Origin of the sequence: Lutimaribacter saemankumensis (genome assembly GCF_900100005.1) — a bacterium.
In the GTDB taxonomy this organism is placed as follows: domain Bacteria; phylum Pseudomonadota; class Alphaproteobacteria; order Rhodobacterales; family Rhodobacteraceae; genus Lutimaribacter; species Lutimaribacter saemankumensis.
In genome coordinates, this window is the sequence record NZ_FNEB01000005.1 from 1 (window position 1) to 14,712 (window position 14,712).

Here is a 14,712-nt window from a genome sequence, read left to right on the forward strand (position 1 = left end):
AAACCTAGAGACGCGATATACAGACATCCAATCCGTCGAAAAACAGACCAAACCGCCCGCATATCTCTTCAGTATCATAACAATGTCAAACAGCGATCAGGGCACAAAATCGACCGAGCGCGTCCTACATAACCGACGCAACCAGCTCGATATTAAACCATGATGTTTCCGCCTCGTCTGCCTTGCGACCCCGTCTGGCGTCCCGTCGTCTGCCTCAGCAGCGCCGGTGAAGGGGCTTTTACGGATAAGCCCTGACCCCCGCAACCCCTTTTTTGGGAGATAGGCGGATTTTTTTCATTTTTCTGATTTTCCCCTGTTTTTCATAGGCTTGAGGGAATCTTTTTTCTTTGGGGGCGCGGACCAGGCAAGAAAATTTCAGGCTGCACGCCCGCTCAGCCACAACATATTGAGTTATCCACCGGGTTATCCCCAAAAGGCCCCGTGGGTTGGTTCAAGATTCATCGATTTCACCCGGCAACGCCGAGTCGCTCTTGCAATTTTTCAGGCGACTCGCGTTCGGAACGCACCACGCATGCGCAGCGCCAGCAACGCGACGATCACCACGAGATAGACAAGCGGCTCGACCTGCCAGCCCTTGCGCAACCAGATGAAGTGTACCGCCCCAAGCAAGACGACCGCATAGGTCAACCTGTGCAACTGCCGCCACCGCGGACCCAAACGGCGGACCGACCAATTGTTCGATGTCGCCGCCAACGGCACCATCAGAACAAAAGCTGACATCCCGATGGTGATGTATGGCCGCTTGACGATGTCGGCCCAGACCCGGTCAAGCGCCTGAACATCCAGCACTGCCCAGACAAGCAAATGCATTGTGACATACGAGAACGCCAGCAGACCCAAGGCGCGGCGGAACTTCACAAGGTTGATACCGAACTGCCGGCGCAACGGCGTAACGCACAGCCCGGCGATCAGCAGCTGCAACGCAAGCTCGCCATATTCGTGTTCCAACGCCTTGACGGGTTCGACCCCCAGCCCACCCGTCGCACCAAGATAAAACAGCCAGGGTGCGGGCAAAGCGCCAACGAGGTAGATCACCCAGGTTGGTATCCGCCTTGCCCAAGCATTGATACGGTCGCGAAAGCCCATCAGAAGAACTTGCGCAGGTCCATGCCGTCGTAAAGGCCGGCAACATCGTCGGCGTAACCATTGAACATCCGGGTCGGGATATTCTTGGCGAACAACCCGCCGCCGATGCGGCGTTCGCTCGCCTGGCTCCAACGGGGGTGATCGACCTCCGGGTTAACATTCGAATAGAATCCGTATTCCCGCGCATTCGCCTTGTTCCAGCTTGTCGGCGGCTCGCGGTCCGTCAGAGTGATCCGCACGACGGACTTGATGGACTTGAACCCGTATTTCCACGGCACGACCAGCCGCAGCGGAGCCCCGTTCTGCTTCGGGATATCGCGCCCGTAAATACCGGTCGCCATGATCGCCAGCGGATGCATGGCCTCGTCCAACCGCAAACCTTCGACATAGGGCCAGTCAAGAACCGGGAAACGTGTGCCGCGCATCTCGTCCTTGTTGAGGTAGGTTTCGAACGCCACGTATTTCGCGCCCGACTTGACCCCGGCGAGGTTCAGAAGATCGGCAAGCTCGAACCCGTTCCACGGGATCACCATTGACCACGCCTCGACGCAGCGGAAGCGATAGATGCGTTCTTCAACGGTCATCTTCGCCATGATGTCGTCGAACGCATAATCCCCCGGGCGGTCGACCATCCCGTCGATGCGCACGCTCCAGGGATCGATCGTCATGGCGTCGGCATATTTCGCGGGATCGTCCTTGCCGGTGCCGAACTCGTAGAAATTGTTGTAGCGGGTGATCTCTTCCCAGCTATTCGGTTCATCCGTCGCCGCGTGTGCGGAACCCGCGATACCGGCAAGCCCCAATCCCGCGAAGCCGCCCATGATCTGCCGGCGGTTCAGCCACACAGCCTCGTCCGTCACATCGCGATCCGTCAGGTCGTTCTTCCAGCGAAATGCCATTTGTGCACCCTCATTGCCACTTAGCGTTGGCCAAAGACGTAGAGGCACGCACCCGCACAGGCAAAACAAGCGATTTCACGAAACGGTGGCGCATTGAAACATTCCGGCGCCGTCACGGCGGTGCGTTGAAGCTCGGCCTGATCTTGTTCAGCGGAAGCGACGTGCCATCGGCCTGCACGATACGCACGTGCCGCCGCCGCATCAGGCGCGGTTCGGCCACGCCGACGGAATGCGCGATGGTTTCGACCTCGTTGATGATCGAACGGGCATAGTTGGCGACCTTCCTGTACTTGTCTTCAACGACAAGGCCACGCTGCAGGTATGGATCATGCGTGGTAATCCCGGTGGGACAGGTGTTGCGGTTACACTTCAGCGCCTGGATGCAGCCCAGCGAGAACATGAAGCCGCGCGCCGAGGTCACGAAATCCGCGCCGGCACACAGCGCCATCGCCACGTCGCCTGGATTGACCAGCTTGCCACTGGCGACAATGCGAATGCGGTCCTTCAAACCGTGACGGTCGCGCAGGTCCACCATCCGCATCAATGCTTCGCGCAGCGGCATGCCCACAAGATCCATCAAGGGCATCGGTGCAGCGCCCGTCCCACCTTCGCCACCGTCAATCGTTATGAAATCCGGTGCGCTGTCCGATCCGCGTGAATTGATCAGTTGGAAAAAGGCTTCCCACGCATCCGATGATCCGATCACCGTCTTGAAGCCGCACGGCTTGCCGGTGACTTCACGGATATGCCCCACCATGTCGAGCAGGTCGCCGAAATCGTCGATTTCCTGATGTCTGTTCGGTGAAACGCTGTCCTTGCCGACGGGAATGCCACGGATCTCGGCGATTTCGGCATTCACCTTCTCACCGGGCAGGATACCGCCCTTTCCCGGCTTCGCGCCCTGCGCCAGCTTCAGCTCGAACATCTTGACCTGCGGGTTCTCGGCGACCTTGCGCAGCTTTTCGTCGCTCAGATTGCCATGTTCGTCCCGAACGCCATACTTCGCCGTCCCGATCTGGTAGACGATGTCACAGGCGGCGGTCAGGTGATACGGGCTCAACCCGCCTTCCCCGGTATTCAGCCAGATACCCGCCTCGGCCGCTCCGCGGCTCAGCGCCTCGACAGCCGGACGCGAGATCGCGCCATAGCTCATGCCGGAAATGTTGAAGATGGACTTTGCATTGAAGGGAATGGCCGCAGTCGGGCCGATCAGCATGGGCTGGGTGGCTGCAAACTGATCGTCCAGAGGGGGAAACACCGCATTCACGAAAATCGGCGTGCCGGGAACACCAAGGTTTCGGGTCGATCCGAAAGCGATCGTGTTCCCTTTGCTCTTGGTCGAATGATAAACCCAGTCCCGCTGCGCGCGGTTAAAGGGCATTTCCTCGCGATCCATCGCAAAGAAATACTGGCGGAAGAATTCCCCGAGCGACGTGAATAAATGCCTGAACCGCCCGATCACCGGATAGTTGCGGCGGATCGCATCGCCCGTTTGCGTTCGGTCGATCAGAAACAGGGCGGCCACGATCAAGACGGCTGCGCCCAGCGCCAGAATGAACAGAAGCGCCAGCACCAAAAGCGCGTCCAAAACGAATTCCATACTCACCCCCGGTTGACTTGGGTCAAAGTGACACCTTGCATGAACCTTATGATGTAACGTTACACATTGTGCGACGCGGCCGGAACCGCCGCCTACGTCCGGAGGACACGAATGAAACGATTTTTGATGGCGACCATCCTTTGCGCAACGGCTTCGATCGCCCAGGCTCAGGATCCTGTCACCTACGCGACCGAAGACAGCTTTGACGACGTGATCTTCGGCCTCGAGAACGCGATCCTGGATCAGGGCCTCGTGATCGACCACGTATCCCACACCGGCGACATGCTGGAACGGACCAAGGCCGATGTTGGTGGTGAAGTCACGCTCTTCACCAAGGCGGACATCTATTCGTTCTGTTCCGCGGCGCTCAGCCGCAAGGTGATGGAGATCAACCCGATGAACGTACAGTTCTGCCCGTACGACATCTTCGTCGCGCAGCAGCCCGGCGGTCAGGTCATGATCGGATACCGCACTTTCCCCGCGGGCGAAATGCAAGAGGTGCAAGAGCTGCTCGACAGCATCGCAAGGGCCGCAATCGGACTGGATTGATCACGTCGCGCTCGCGAAGGATCACAAAGATTCCATTTGAATGCATCTATAGGCGCGGCTTAGGGCTGCGCCTTTTTTCGTCAAGCCCGGTCGGCAAGAAACCCCGGTGAACCAGTGGGGCGAAACTTTCGTAGTGCTCATCGATGCCAAACAGGCATTCGCTGAAACAACGATGGGAGATTTACCATGTTTCGCAGAACTTATCTTGCTCTGACCGCAGCCACCTTCCTGGCCGGCCCCGCACTTGCTGGCGGCCACTCCAAGGACATCGTGGACACGGCCGTTGACGCCGGCAGCTTCACCACCCTTGTCGCCGCGGTCCAGGCCGCCGGTCTTGTCGACACGCTCAAGGGTGACGGCCCGTTCACCGTCTTCGCACCCACGGACGAGGCGTTTGCCGCTTTGCCCGAAGGCACGGTCGAAGATCTGCTGAAGCCCGAAAACAAGGACAAGCTGACCGCGATCCTGACCTACCATGTCGTGCCCGGCAAAGTGATGTCGGGTGATCTGTCCAACAACATGATGGCAACCACTGTTCAGGGCGGCGATGTCACGATCATGACCGAAGGCGGCGTCACCGTCGACGGCGCCAATGTCGTGACTGCGGACATCGAAGCATCGAACGGCGTCATCCACGTCATCGACGGCGTGATCATGCCCAAGTAATCCGTCAGCGGATTTTCAGGCGCGCGCAGGGGGCTGCGCGCGCCGCTAACAAATTCTTTTCAAATCACTCACACCGAACGGGAGGACACTCCATGAAACGTCGTACATTCTTCGCAGCGATCGCCGCTGTCGGGCTTACCACCGCAGCCGGGTGCACTATGGCACCCAGCCAACCGGATGTCGTCGACATCCTTGCCGCCAATGACCAGTTCTCGACCCTTGTCGCCGCCGTTGGCGCCGCCGATCTGGCTGGCACCTTGAAGGGCGACGGTTCCTTCACCGTCTTCGCACCCACGAACGCAGCGTTCGAAGCCCTGCCCGCCGGCACGGTTGAATCGCTGCTCCAGCCGGAAAACAAGGACAAGCTGGTCAGCATCCTGACATACCACGTCGTGCCTGGCACCGTGACCTCGGATCAGTTGGCCGGTCAGCGCCTGAACGTCGAAACCGTGCAGGGCCAGACCGTGCATGTCGACGGAACCCATGGCGTGCGGGTCAACAAGGCCCGCGTGATCCAGGCCGATGTTGCCGGCTCGAACGGGGTTATCCACGTGATCGACAAGGTGCTGTTGCCCAAGTAACCGCACCAACGGACAAAAAAGGCCCGCCCGGATAACCGGGCGGGCCTGTTTCTTTGTCGGCGCGGACGATCAGTGAACGACCGCGTCGTCGGGCTTGGGCCTCTTGGTCGTGCCCAGCCGGTCCCCGATGATCAGCCCGTCGGCACCCGCCGAAACCGGCACCACGCTGTCATCTGCAACCTCACCCGACAGGATCGCTTCGGCTAGGGGATCCTGCAGCGCCTTCTGGATCACCCTCTTCAGCGGGCGGGCGCCATAGACCGGATCATAGCCTTCGTCGGCCAGCCACGTCTTCGCCGTGTCGTCCAGTTCCAGCCTGATCTTGCGCGCAGCCAGACGCTTGGTCAGACGGCCCAGCTGAATATCGACAATGCCATCCATCTGGTCGCGGGTCAGGCGGTCGAACACGACGATTTCGTCCAGACGGTTCAGGAATTCAGGGCGGAAATGGGCCCGCACCGCATCCATCACGCCACGCCGCGCATCCGACGCATCGGCCCCTTCCGGCAACTGGCTCAGCGCCTGGCTGCCGAGGTTCGAAGTCAGCACGATCAGCGTCTGCTTGAAGTCAACCGTGCGCCCCTGCCCATCGGTCAGAACACCGTCGTCCAGAACCTGAAGCAGTACGTTGAACACTTCGGGATGCGCCTTCTCGACCTCGTCGAACAGCACCACCTGATAGGGGCGCCGGCGCACGGCCTCGGTCAACACGCCGCCTTCGTCATAGCCGACATATCCCGGAGGCGCACCGATCAACCGCGCGACCGAATGCTTCTCCATGAACTCCGACATGTCGATACGTACCATCGCCTGATCGTCGTCGAACAGGTATTCGGCAACCGCCTTGGTCAGTTCGGTCTTGCCCACGCCGGTCGGGCCGAGGAACAGGAACGAACCCAGCGGCCGGTTCTCGTCGTTCAGGCCGGCGCGCGCACGGCGCACCGCGTTCGACACGGCCTTGACGGCTGCATCCTGTCCGATCACCCGGCGGTGCAACTCGTCTTCCATACGCAGCAGCTTTTCACGCTCGCCTTCCAGCATCTTCGAGGTCGGGATACCCGTCCAGCGTTCGACCACCTGTGCGATCTGCTCGGGGCGCACGGCCTCTTCGACCATCACGTCCTCATCCTCGGCCTCTTCGGCCTGGGACAGCTGCTTTTCCAACTGCGGAATGATGCCATAGGACAGCTCGCCCGCTTTCGCCAGGTTGCCTTCGCGCTTGGCGATGTCCAGCTCGGCGCGGGCACGATCCAACTGCTCCTTCAACTCGCGGGCCGAAGCCAGCTTGTCCCGCTCGGCCTGCCATTTGGCAGTCATCTCGGCGGATTTGTCCTGAAGATCGGCCAGTTCCTTTTCCAGCTTCTCCAGCCGGTCCTTGGACGCCTTGTCGTCCTCAAGGCGCAGTGCCTCGGCTTCGATCTGCATCTGCAGGATCTGACGGTCCAGGGCATCCAGTTCTTCCGGCTTGCTGTCCACTTCCATGCGCAGCCGGCTGGCAGCCTCGTCCACCAGGTCGATCGCCTTGTCCGGCAGGAACCGGTCGGTGATATAGCGGTGCGAAAGCGTCGCCGCCGCCACAAGCGCCGAGTCCGAGATCCGCACACCATGGTGCAGCTCGTACTTTTCCTTGATGCCGCGCAGGATGGAAATCGTATCCTCGACGGTCGGCTCTTCGACCATCACGGGCTGGAACCGGCGGGCTAGGGCGGCATCCTTTTCCACGTACTTGCGATACTCGTCCAGCGTCGTCGCCCCAACACAGTGCAGCTCGCCCCGCGCCAGTGCCGGCTTGATCAGGTTCGCAGCGTCCATCGCACCGTCGGTCTTGCCCGCGCCAACCAGCACATGCATCTCGTCGATGAACAGGATGATTTCGCCGGCGGCAGCGGTGATTTCCGACAGGATCGCCTTAAGGCGTTCTTCGAACTCGCCCCGGTATTTCGCACCGGCGATCAGCGCGCCCATATCCAGCGCCATCAACCGCTTGTTGCGCAGGGATTCCGGCACATCGCCGTTGACGATACGCAGCGCCAGCCCTTCGGCAATGGCGGTCTTGCCGACACCGGGCTCACCGATCAGGACCGGGTTGTTCTTGGTCCGGCGGCTCAGAACCTGCATCGCGCGGCGGATTTCGTCGTCTCGACCGATGATCGGGTCGATCTTGCCCTCGCGTGCGGCCTCGGTCAGGTCGCGCGCATATTTCTTGAGAGCGTCATAGCCTTCTTCGGCGCTGGCGGTGTCGGCGGTGCGGCCCTTTCGAATATCGTTGATCGCCTCGTTCAGCTTTTGCGGCGTCACGGCACCCGCATCCAGCGCATCCTTGGCGCCGGATTTCACCATGGCCAAGGCCATCAGCAGCCGTTCGACCGGAACGAAACTGTCACCGGCTTTCTTGGCGATCTTTTCGGCCTCGTCGATGATACGGGCCATGCTGTTGTCCAGGTAAATCTGACCCGCATCGCCGGTTACCTTGGGCAGCTTGCCCAATGCCAGTTCCAACGCCTCGACAACGCGCTCGGGCATACCGCCCGCACGTTTGATCAGGTTGCTGGCCAATCCTTCGGGGTCATCCATCAGGGCTTTCAGCAGGTGCTCGGGCACAAGCCGCTGGTGATTTTCGCGCATCGCGATGGTCTGCGCAGCTTGGATGAAACCACGCGACCGCTCCGTGAACTTAGACAAGTCCATCGTCACTCTCCTTTTATAAGCGCCCGATTTTTGTAGCGCCCGCTTGGCGGCACGCCCCGGTCCGGGCCTCTTCACCTATGTGTGAACTGCGCCGCACCTGTTCAAGAGGCGATGCCGATGACGCAAACGGATAGGTGCGTGAAAGGCCGCTGTTTAATCACAATCGGACCACAATCCAACTTTAGCGATTAGGTGGATACTTAAAGAAGGAGAAAACCATGCATATCCAAGGGTAGAATTCTCCGAACTGCGCGTCGAAGACAGCCTGTGCGCCGCAGACGTGATCCTGTCGACCAGCAAAGGCACCACGCATTGCGTCTGTCATGTCCCGGTTTCGGCCTACAACGACCTCGAAGAAATGCGCACGGGTCTGTTGCAGGATGCACTTCGCCAGATCATGCGCATGCCCGAATACCGGCGCGGCACACGCCGGATCACGTTGGAAACAGACCTGCAGTCGATGCCTCTGGCCGCTTGACGCAGCGGACCTTTTCCACAACAACGGCGGCAACCTGATCCAAGGAGCCGCCCATGTCCGATGACCGCCTGATCGTCGCCCTAGATGTCGCCAACGCTCATTTGGGGCTCGAGATGGCCGGGAAGATCGGCGATGCCGTCAGCTTCTACAAGATCGGCCTTGGCATGCTGACCGGCGGCGGGCTGGCCCTGGCCAACGAGCTCAAGCAAGAGCACGGCAAGCGCATCTTCCTCGACATGAAGCTGTTCGATATCGGCGCCACGGTGGAAAACGCCGTGCGTGGACTGGCGCAGTTCGATCTTGATTTTCTGACGGTGCATGGCGATCCCCACGTCGTACGCGCGGCAAAGGAAGGCGCCGCCGGCAAGGACATGAAGATCCTCGCCGTCACGATCCTGACCTCGCTGGACCGCAGCGATCTGGACGCCGGGCTGATCAAGCCGGGCGACATTGCCGATATCGTCGCAGAGCGCGCGGCCCGCGCGTTCGAGGCCGGGGCAGACGGCGTGATCGCCAGCCCGCAGGAATCCGCGATGATACGCGCCCTTCCCCAATCCGAAGGCCGATTGATCGTAACGCCGGGCGTGCGGCCGGCCGGCGCGGATCTGGGCGACCAGAAACGTGTAACCACCCCGGCACAGGCCATCGCCAACGGTTCCGACCACATCGTGGTCGGACGGCCCATCTGGAAGGCGGCCGACCCGCGCGCAGCGGCGCAGGCCATCGTCGACGAACTGGCGGGCGTCTAGGCCACGCTGCCGCGTTGCATGACGTGCAGGTACAGCTTCAGACGTTCCTTGAAATGCGGGATGCCCAAAGGGTGTGACAGGTAATCTGCCGGCTGCATGAGCGCCCATGCCTGGCCCTCATCTCCCAAACGGATGGACGCGGCCGCATCGGCCGGCAGACGCCCCACGAATAGCCATCCAACCGCGCGATCCGGGCGCAAGAACGCGCGGTTCCAGACCAAGGCCTCGCGCGGCACGGCGATCCCCAACTCTTCTTCCGTTTCGCGCAAGGCGCAATCCTGTGCGGTTTCACCACCTTCGCGCCCGCCTCCGGGAAAATCCCAATACCCGGCCCAATCGAGACCCGGCCGGTCGTCCCGCCGGATCACGGCCAACCTGTCCCCAAGGAAAAGCGCCAGCTTGGCGCCGATGAAATCGCTGTCGTCCCGCATCCTGCAACCTTATATACTGCGTTCCATCGCAAACCAGCACCAAGCCCATGCCAGCCCTTTGCCGCGATTGCCTGACTGCCTTTGAAGACGGAGCCCGCTGCCCCGCCTGCCGGTCTCCGCGTGTCACGCGGCATGCCGAACTTTTCGACCTGGGGATCGCGCATATGGATTGCGACGCCTTTTACGCCAGCGTCGAAAAACGCGACAATCCCGATCTTGCCGACAAGCCCGTGATCATAGGCGGTGGCCGTCGCGGCGTCGTATCGACCGCATGCTATGTCGCACGGATTCGCGGAGTGCGGTCGGCAATGCCGATGTTCCAGGCACTGAAACTTTGCCCCGATGCGGTGATCATAAAGCCCCGCATGTCACTCTATGCCGAAGTCAGCCGCCAGATACGCACCATGATGGAAGAGCTGACACCCTCGATCGAGCCGCTTTCGCTGGACGAAGCATTCCTTGACCTGACGGGCACGGCCAAGCTGCATGGGCATCCCCCGGCCATAATGCTGGCGCGGCTGGTCAAACGCATGCGATCCGAGTTGGGTATCACCGGATCCATCGGCCTGAGCCACAACAAGTTCCTGGCAAAGGTCGCCTCGGACCTCGACAAACCGCACGGGTTTTCCGTCATTGGACGGGCAGAAACCGCCGATTTCCTCCGTGACAAACCGGTTCGTATGATCTGGGGCGTCGGCCAGGCCGCGCAGGCCTCGCTGGATCAGGCGGGCATCCGCACGTTCCGCGACCTACTCCGCTGGGAACAGCGCGATCTGGTCGCGCGTTTCGGGTCGATGGGCGACCGGCTCTGGCACCTTGCGCGGGGACAGGATAACCGCAGGGTCAGCCGCGATGCGCCGGTCAAATCGATCTCGAACGAAACCACCTTTTCGGAAGACACAGCCGACACCGACCTGCTGGACGGGCATATATGGCGCATGGCCGAAAAGGTGGCGGATCGCGCCAAGGCAAAGGGAAAAGCCGGCCGCGTGATCACGCTGAAACTGAAACGCGCCGATCACAAGCTTCTGACGCGCCGGACGTCCTTGCGCGACGCCACGCAGATGGCCGACACGATCTACCGAACGGCGCGGGCGCTTTTCGACCAGACAGACCACAAGTCCCCCTATCGCCTTCTGGGCGTGGGTTTGTCCGAGCTTTGCGGCGAAGACGTCGCCGACCTGTCCGGTGACCTGCTCGACCCGCAGGCGCGGGCCCGTGCAAAGGCAGAACGCGCAACAGACGAGATTCGCAAAAGGTTCGGCGAAGACGCGATCCTGAAAGGGCGCGCCCTGCGCTAGGTCATTCGGCAGCGAGGGGCTGTTCGGTGGCCGACCCCATATCGGATATCTCGGCGATAACACCGCTCAACAAAGTCTGCATCGCTTTGAAATTGCCATTGGGCCGGATCATCTGCTCGTTCATGTAAAGCGAACGGTCAATCTCGATCTGCACGACATGCTGACGGCGCAGCGGCCGGCCATAATGCTGTGCGGTGAACGCGCCCGCGAAAGGCGCGTTGCGCACCACGTTCAGCCCGGCCGCAGCAAAGGCCGCTTCGATCCTGTCCACGATCTCGGCGCTGGCGGATGCACCGAAGCGATCGCCAAGAACCACCTCGGGTCGGCGCACACCGGCGCGTGCGATACCGTCCATCGCTTCGTGCGGCATCGAATGGCAATCGATCAGGATCGCCTCGCCGAACAACTCAAGCGACTCGCGCAGCAGCTTTTGCAGGGTGGCGTGATAGGGGCGCCAATACGTGTCGATGCGATTCAGCGCCTCGATCCTCGAAAGCTTCCCGCTGTAGATCGCCCGCCCACCCGCAACGACACGGGGCACGACACCCAGCCCTGACGCGACGCGCGGATTATGCGCCGGTTGGCGAACATCGGAAATCAGTGCCGGGTCCAATTCGTCCGCACTGCGATTCAGATCGATGAAGGCACGCGGCGCACCTGCCAGCAGCAATGGCGCCCCGTACTGCGGCGCAGCCGCGAACAGCTTGTCCACAAAGGCGTCTTCCGAGCTGCGGATCGTATGCTCGTCGAGAATCGAGCGTTGCAGGAACCTGCGCGAATAATCCCGCCCGCTATGCGGCGACGCGAAAACGACGCTTGTCGTGCGTTTTACGGGGGCAATCAGTTGGTAGGCGACCTTGGGCATCTGCTATGATCCGGGCTGCTCGTTCGCTTTCAACATAGACCGATAACAACGGATGCCAAAAGCCCTTGATCCCCCTGCCGACTCCTTTTATAGGAACGCGAACCGGCGCGGACTTCCGCGCCCCTATTTGTTAGGGGCGATGAAAGTGTCGGTACTTCGGGCGGTTAGCTCAGCGGTAGAGCACTACGTTGACATCGTAGGGGTCACTGGTTCGATCCCAGTACCGCCCACCATGAATTCACTGTCCCTTCGGGGACGACCTGCAATGGCGCACGCCCGCGCCGCGACGAAAGGAGAGGACCGATGAAGGTCAAGAACTCGCTCCGCTCGCTCAAGCAGCGTCACCGCGACTGCCGTGTCGTGCGCCGCAAGGGCCGCGTCTACGTCATCAACAAGACGCAGCGCCGGTTCAAAGCCCGCCAGGGCTGATCTGAACCGACGTTCGAGCATGAAAAGACCGTTGCCTGCGATCCAGGCGACGGTCTTTTTTCTTTGGCGCATCGAAAACCGTCACCCGGCAGATGCGTCGAAACTGTCCAGGAGAATATCGATCCCTTCCGCAGATCCCGGAAAGGCAACCCGCCGCGCCGTGATCTCAGGCGTGAAAACATTCGAAAAGTTCTGCAGGGTCTCTTCGAAAAACACCTCGGCCGTGTGCTCGGAACAAAGATTCGCTTCGACGCACAGCCCCAGAAGATCAAAGTAGTAGATCACGTTGTCGAACTCGGCCTGCGCTTCGGTCGTCTTCAGAACGGCAGCGGCAACGTTCCTTTCCATGCGTTCCATCAATTCGGCGCTTTCCTTTGCCGCCTGCCGGTCTGCTTCGGGAATCGAACGCTCAACCGTCACGAACCGATCCCGCAGGGACAGGAAATCGGCGCGATAGCCCTCTTCGGTCCAGCGGTCGATCAGGTTCAGGGTTTTCTCGGCGCGGCCCGCCTCGAGCGATTGGACATATTCGAAGACGCCGAACAGCACCCCCAGTGCGGTAACGGCCTGAAACAGGTTGCCCAACGCGCTCCAGCGGCCGGACGAAAGGCCAAGAAGGGCCGGTTTTTCGGGTACAGCCATGGGGTCACTCGCACTCCGTATCCAATTCGATCCGCAGATCGGACATCTGGCGCGCGGTGCGCAGCCGCTGGTTCACGCATTCGATGGCTTCGAGATCCAGCAGGTATGTGACACGCGGCGTGGTTTGCCGTGCATCGGCAAGGCTGTCGAGATTCGGAAAGGCATCCAGGCCCCGTGGCCCGCCACAATCCTTCAGGTTCACTTCGGTGCGTTTGGCAGGGTCGGTCTGCGCGGCGCGGCGGAACTCTTCCGCATTCATCAAAAAGCACTTGGCCGTTTTCGGCGTGAATTCGACCACCCGGTCGCAGATAAAGCACTGGGCCATGGCCGATACCGGCAGTAACGCCAGCCAAAGGCCCGAAAAGACGCAGCGCAAGGTGGCGTTCACGAACATCCTAGGCTTGTCTCCAATGCCTTGATCTGGGCGATTTCTGCACGTTCGGCCGGGCTTAGCGGGACATTGGCGGCCGTCAGCCCCGGATTGCAGTTCGCGTTGGGAAATGCCGCCTGACCACGGGCACTCCGAAAGCAATACCCATGCCGCGCGAAGAATGCGTTGCGCTGATACCAAAGCGCATCGCACTGGTTCGCGCCAGCCGCCCGGGGTTGCAGCGCGGTGATCCAGTTCGAATGGGCCCAACCCGTCAGGCCGGTTTCGGTTCGTACATTCAACCAAGACCCCTGCGCGCCCAGCACGACCAGTCGCGTACCTTCCGACATCTTGGCGATCCGTTGCGCGCCCGACGTGGTGCCGTTGCGTAGCGCAAGAAAGTAGTCGCCGTTCGGATCGAGGCCCGAAACCATATGCGTGAACTCTCCGCTGCGCGTGGCCGGTGCGGTCTGAACGGGTGGCGGGGGCACCGTGGCGGGCGGTGCCTGAACCGCACTGGCCGGTGGCGCTGCGGACAAATAGACCCGTTCGATCAGGGACGAGTTTTCCCACGGCACCTGCGCCCCGCCGGTGTCGCGCACCACATCCCCCCGAACCTTGCGCATCAGCTCGTGCAAGTCGTCATTGGCCGATGTGATATGACGCAACAGCGCAGACGTGAACGGGCTGTTGCGCCCTGCCCCGTCAAGCGCCACGTTGCCGGGCTGGGTCGAGAAGGCGATGTATGACCCGATGCCGGCGTCCACCTTCGCAAGGCCGCGGGCCGCGCTGCCAAGCGACCGGCCTTTCGCCTCGGCGGTGAAAGGGTTGTTCCGGCAGGCGTCCAGTATGATGATGTTCGTGTCGGCGCGCAGCTCCATCTCTTTCAGGATCGCCTGCAAGCTGACCGAGCTTGCCTTCATTTCGTCGGCAGTCGCCCCGTGCGCATCCACCGGAATGACAAAGTTCTCGGCACCGATCTGCACCCCGTGCCCCGAAAAATAGAACAGGGCCACGTCGCCTTCGGACAGTTTCGCCGTCACGTCTGCCGTGAGGCGCAGCATCTCGATCCGGGTCAGATCATACCCGTCATGGACATCGAAACCGATCCTGCGCAAGGCCGCGGAAACATCGCGGGCATCCTGGGCCGCGTTCGGCAGATACCCGTCGCCGGGGTAAGACGAATTCCCGATCACCAGGGCGACACGGCCGTCCGCGCGCCCCGCCGAAGGAACGACAATCGGCGCCACACAGAGAAACAGAAAGAACAATAGTCGGAGCAAAGGCATCTACCGCCCCCAGGCAACAATCCCTAAAGGGTGGCACATAAGCCTGTTCCAATCAATCGCGGTGGTGA

The 14,712-nt window shown here is 61.1% G+C and carries 16 protein-coding genes and 1 tRNA gene; 8 read left to right on the top strand and 9 right to left on the bottom strand.

Features of this window, described 5'->3' with window-relative positions:
- Positions 1 to 501 precede the first annotated feature (501 nt).
- The 3 genes from msrQ to BLT50_RS10440 all read right to left on the bottom strand — a co-directional run bounded on the left by msrQ (position 502) and on the right by BLT50_RS10440 (position 3,606).
- On the bottom strand, positions 502 to 1,107 hold the full coding sequence (gene msrQ / locus BLT50_RS10430) for a protein-methionine-sulfoxide reductase heme-binding subunit MsrQ (RefSeq protein WP_090028638.1): 606 nt from the start codon (positions 1,105 to 1,107) through the stop codon (positions 502 to 504).
- The gene (msrP, locus tag BLT50_RS10435; RefSeq protein ID WP_090028639.1) at positions 1,107 to 2,006 is read right to left on the bottom strand and encodes a protein-methionine-sulfoxide reductase catalytic subunit MsrP; all 900 of its coding nucleotides are present in this window, start codon (positions 2,004 to 2,006) and stop codon (positions 1,107 to 1,109) included. Before msrP ends, msrQ begins: the two co-directional genes overlap by 1 nt.
- A gap of 112 nt (positions 2,007 to 2,118) precedes the next feature.
- A complete protein-coding gene (locus BLT50_RS10440) occupies positions 2,119 to 3,606 on the bottom strand; it encodes an FMN-binding glutamate synthase family protein (protein ID WP_090028640.1) in 1,488 nt (495 codons plus the stop codon).
- Between the two features lie 111 nt (positions 3,607 to 3,717).
- Here BLT50_RS10440 and BLT50_RS10445 point away from each other — a divergent pair, with 111 nt between their 5' ends.
- The 3 genes from BLT50_RS10445 (at position 3,718) to BLT50_RS10455 (ending at position 5,402) form a co-directional block, all read left to right on the top strand.
- Positions 3,718 to 4,155 carry a DUF302 domain-containing protein gene (locus tag BLT50_RS10445; protein ID WP_090028641.1) on the top strand — a complete coding sequence of 146 codons (438 nt, stop codon included), beginning with the start codon at positions 3,718 to 3,720 and terminating at the stop codon, positions 4,153 to 4,155.
- Between the two features lie 186 nt (positions 4,156 to 4,341).
- Complete coding sequence (locus BLT50_RS10450; protein ID WP_090028642.1) at positions 4,342 to 4,821, top strand: fasciclin domain-containing protein; 480 nt, start codon at positions 4,342 to 4,344, stop codon at positions 4,819 to 4,821.
- 92 nt (positions 4,822 to 4,913) lie between these two features.
- Positions 4,914 to 5,402 carry a fasciclin domain-containing protein gene (locus BLT50_RS10455; RefSeq protein ID WP_090028643.1) on the top strand — a complete coding sequence of 163 codons (489 nt, stop codon included), beginning with the start codon at positions 4,914 to 4,916 and terminating at the stop codon, positions 5,400 to 5,402.
- A 69-nt stretch (positions 5,403 to 5,471) separates the two neighbouring features.
- On the opposite strand, the gene clpB is transcribed toward BLT50_RS10455, so the two are convergent.
- The gene (clpB, locus tag BLT50_RS10460) at positions 5,472 to 8,090 is read right to left on the bottom strand and encodes an ATP-dependent chaperone ClpB (protein WP_090028644.1); all 2,619 of its coding nucleotides are present in this window, start codon (positions 8,088 to 8,090) and stop codon (positions 5,472 to 5,474) included.
- A 280-nt stretch (positions 8,091 to 8,370) separates the two neighbouring features.
- On the opposite strand from clpB, the gene BLT50_RS10465 reads away from it, so the two are divergent.
- Together BLT50_RS10465 and pyrF are read left to right on the top strand one after the other, a co-directional pair.
- Positions 8,371 to 8,568, top strand: coding sequence for a hypothetical protein (locus BLT50_RS10465; RefSeq protein ID WP_090028645.1), 198 nt, complete (start codon positions 8,371 to 8,373; stop codon positions 8,566 to 8,568).
- A 53-nt stretch (positions 8,569 to 8,621) separates the two neighbouring features.
- Positions 8,622 to 9,317 carry an orotidine-5'-phosphate decarboxylase gene (gene pyrF, locus BLT50_RS10470; RefSeq protein WP_090028646.1) on the top strand — a complete coding sequence of 232 codons (696 nt, stop codon included), beginning with the start codon at positions 8,622 to 8,624 and terminating at the stop codon, positions 9,315 to 9,317.
- Here the strand turns inward: pyrF and BLT50_RS10475 are convergent.
- Positions 9,314 to 9,748: an NUDIX hydrolase gene (locus BLT50_RS10475; protein ID WP_090028647.1), complete on the bottom strand. Its 435-nt coding sequence runs from the start codon at positions 9,746 to 9,748 to the stop codon at positions 9,314 to 9,316. The genes pyrF and BLT50_RS10475 overlap by 4 nt on opposite strands.
- Positions 9,749 to 9,795: 47 nt before the next feature.
- Here BLT50_RS10475 and BLT50_RS10480 point away from each other — a divergent pair, with 47 nt between their 5' ends.
- The gene (locus BLT50_RS10480; protein ID WP_090028648.1) at positions 9,796 to 11,049 is read left to right on the top strand and encodes a DNA polymerase IV; all 1,254 of its coding nucleotides are present in this window, start codon (positions 9,796 to 9,798) and stop codon (positions 11,047 to 11,049) included.
- A gap of 1 nt (position 11,050) precedes the next feature.
- Here the strand turns inward: BLT50_RS10480 and BLT50_RS10485 are convergent, their stop codons facing one another.
- Positions 11,051 to 11,914 (bottom strand): N-formylglutamate amidohydrolase, encoded by an 864-nt coding sequence (locus BLT50_RS10485; protein ID WP_090028649.1) that lies wholly within the window; start codon positions 11,912 to 11,914, stop codon positions 11,051 to 11,053.
- A 158-nt stretch (positions 11,915 to 12,072) separates the two neighbouring features.
- Here BLT50_RS10485 and BLT50_RS10490 point away from each other — a divergent pair.
- Together BLT50_RS10490 and ykgO are read left to right on the top strand one after the other, a co-directional pair.
- Positions 12,073 to 12,147, top strand: a tRNA-Val gene (locus BLT50_RS10490).
- Between the two features lie 70 nt (positions 12,148 to 12,217).
- Positions 12,218 to 12,343, top strand: coding sequence for a type B 50S ribosomal protein L36 (gene ykgO, locus BLT50_RS10495; RefSeq protein WP_012177066.1), 126 nt, complete (start codon positions 12,218 to 12,220; stop codon positions 12,341 to 12,343).
- Positions 12,344 to 12,424: 81 nt separating this feature from the next.
- Here the strand turns inward: ykgO and BLT50_RS10500 are convergent, their stop codons facing one another.
- From BLT50_RS10500 to BLT50_RS10510, 3 genes are read right to left on the bottom strand one after another with little or no spacing between them, the layout of a single operon-like run.
- Entirely contained in the window at positions 12,425 to 12,985 is a 561-nt protein-coding gene (locus BLT50_RS10500; RefSeq protein ID WP_090028650.1) for a hypothetical protein, read from the bottom strand.
- Positions 12,986 to 12,989: 4 nt separating this feature from the next.
- On the bottom strand, positions 12,990 to 13,379 hold the full coding sequence (locus BLT50_RS10505) for a hypothetical protein (RefSeq protein ID WP_090028651.1): 390 nt from the start codon (positions 13,377 to 13,379) through the stop codon (positions 12,990 to 12,992).
- Positions 13,370 to 14,605: a caspase family protein gene (locus BLT50_RS10510; RefSeq protein WP_175491454.1), complete on the bottom strand. Its 1,236-nt coding sequence runs from the start codon at positions 14,603 to 14,605 to the stop codon at positions 13,370 to 13,372. Before BLT50_RS10510 ends, BLT50_RS10505 begins: the two co-directional genes overlap by 10 nt.
- Positions 14,606 to 14,712 lie beyond the last annotated feature (107 nt).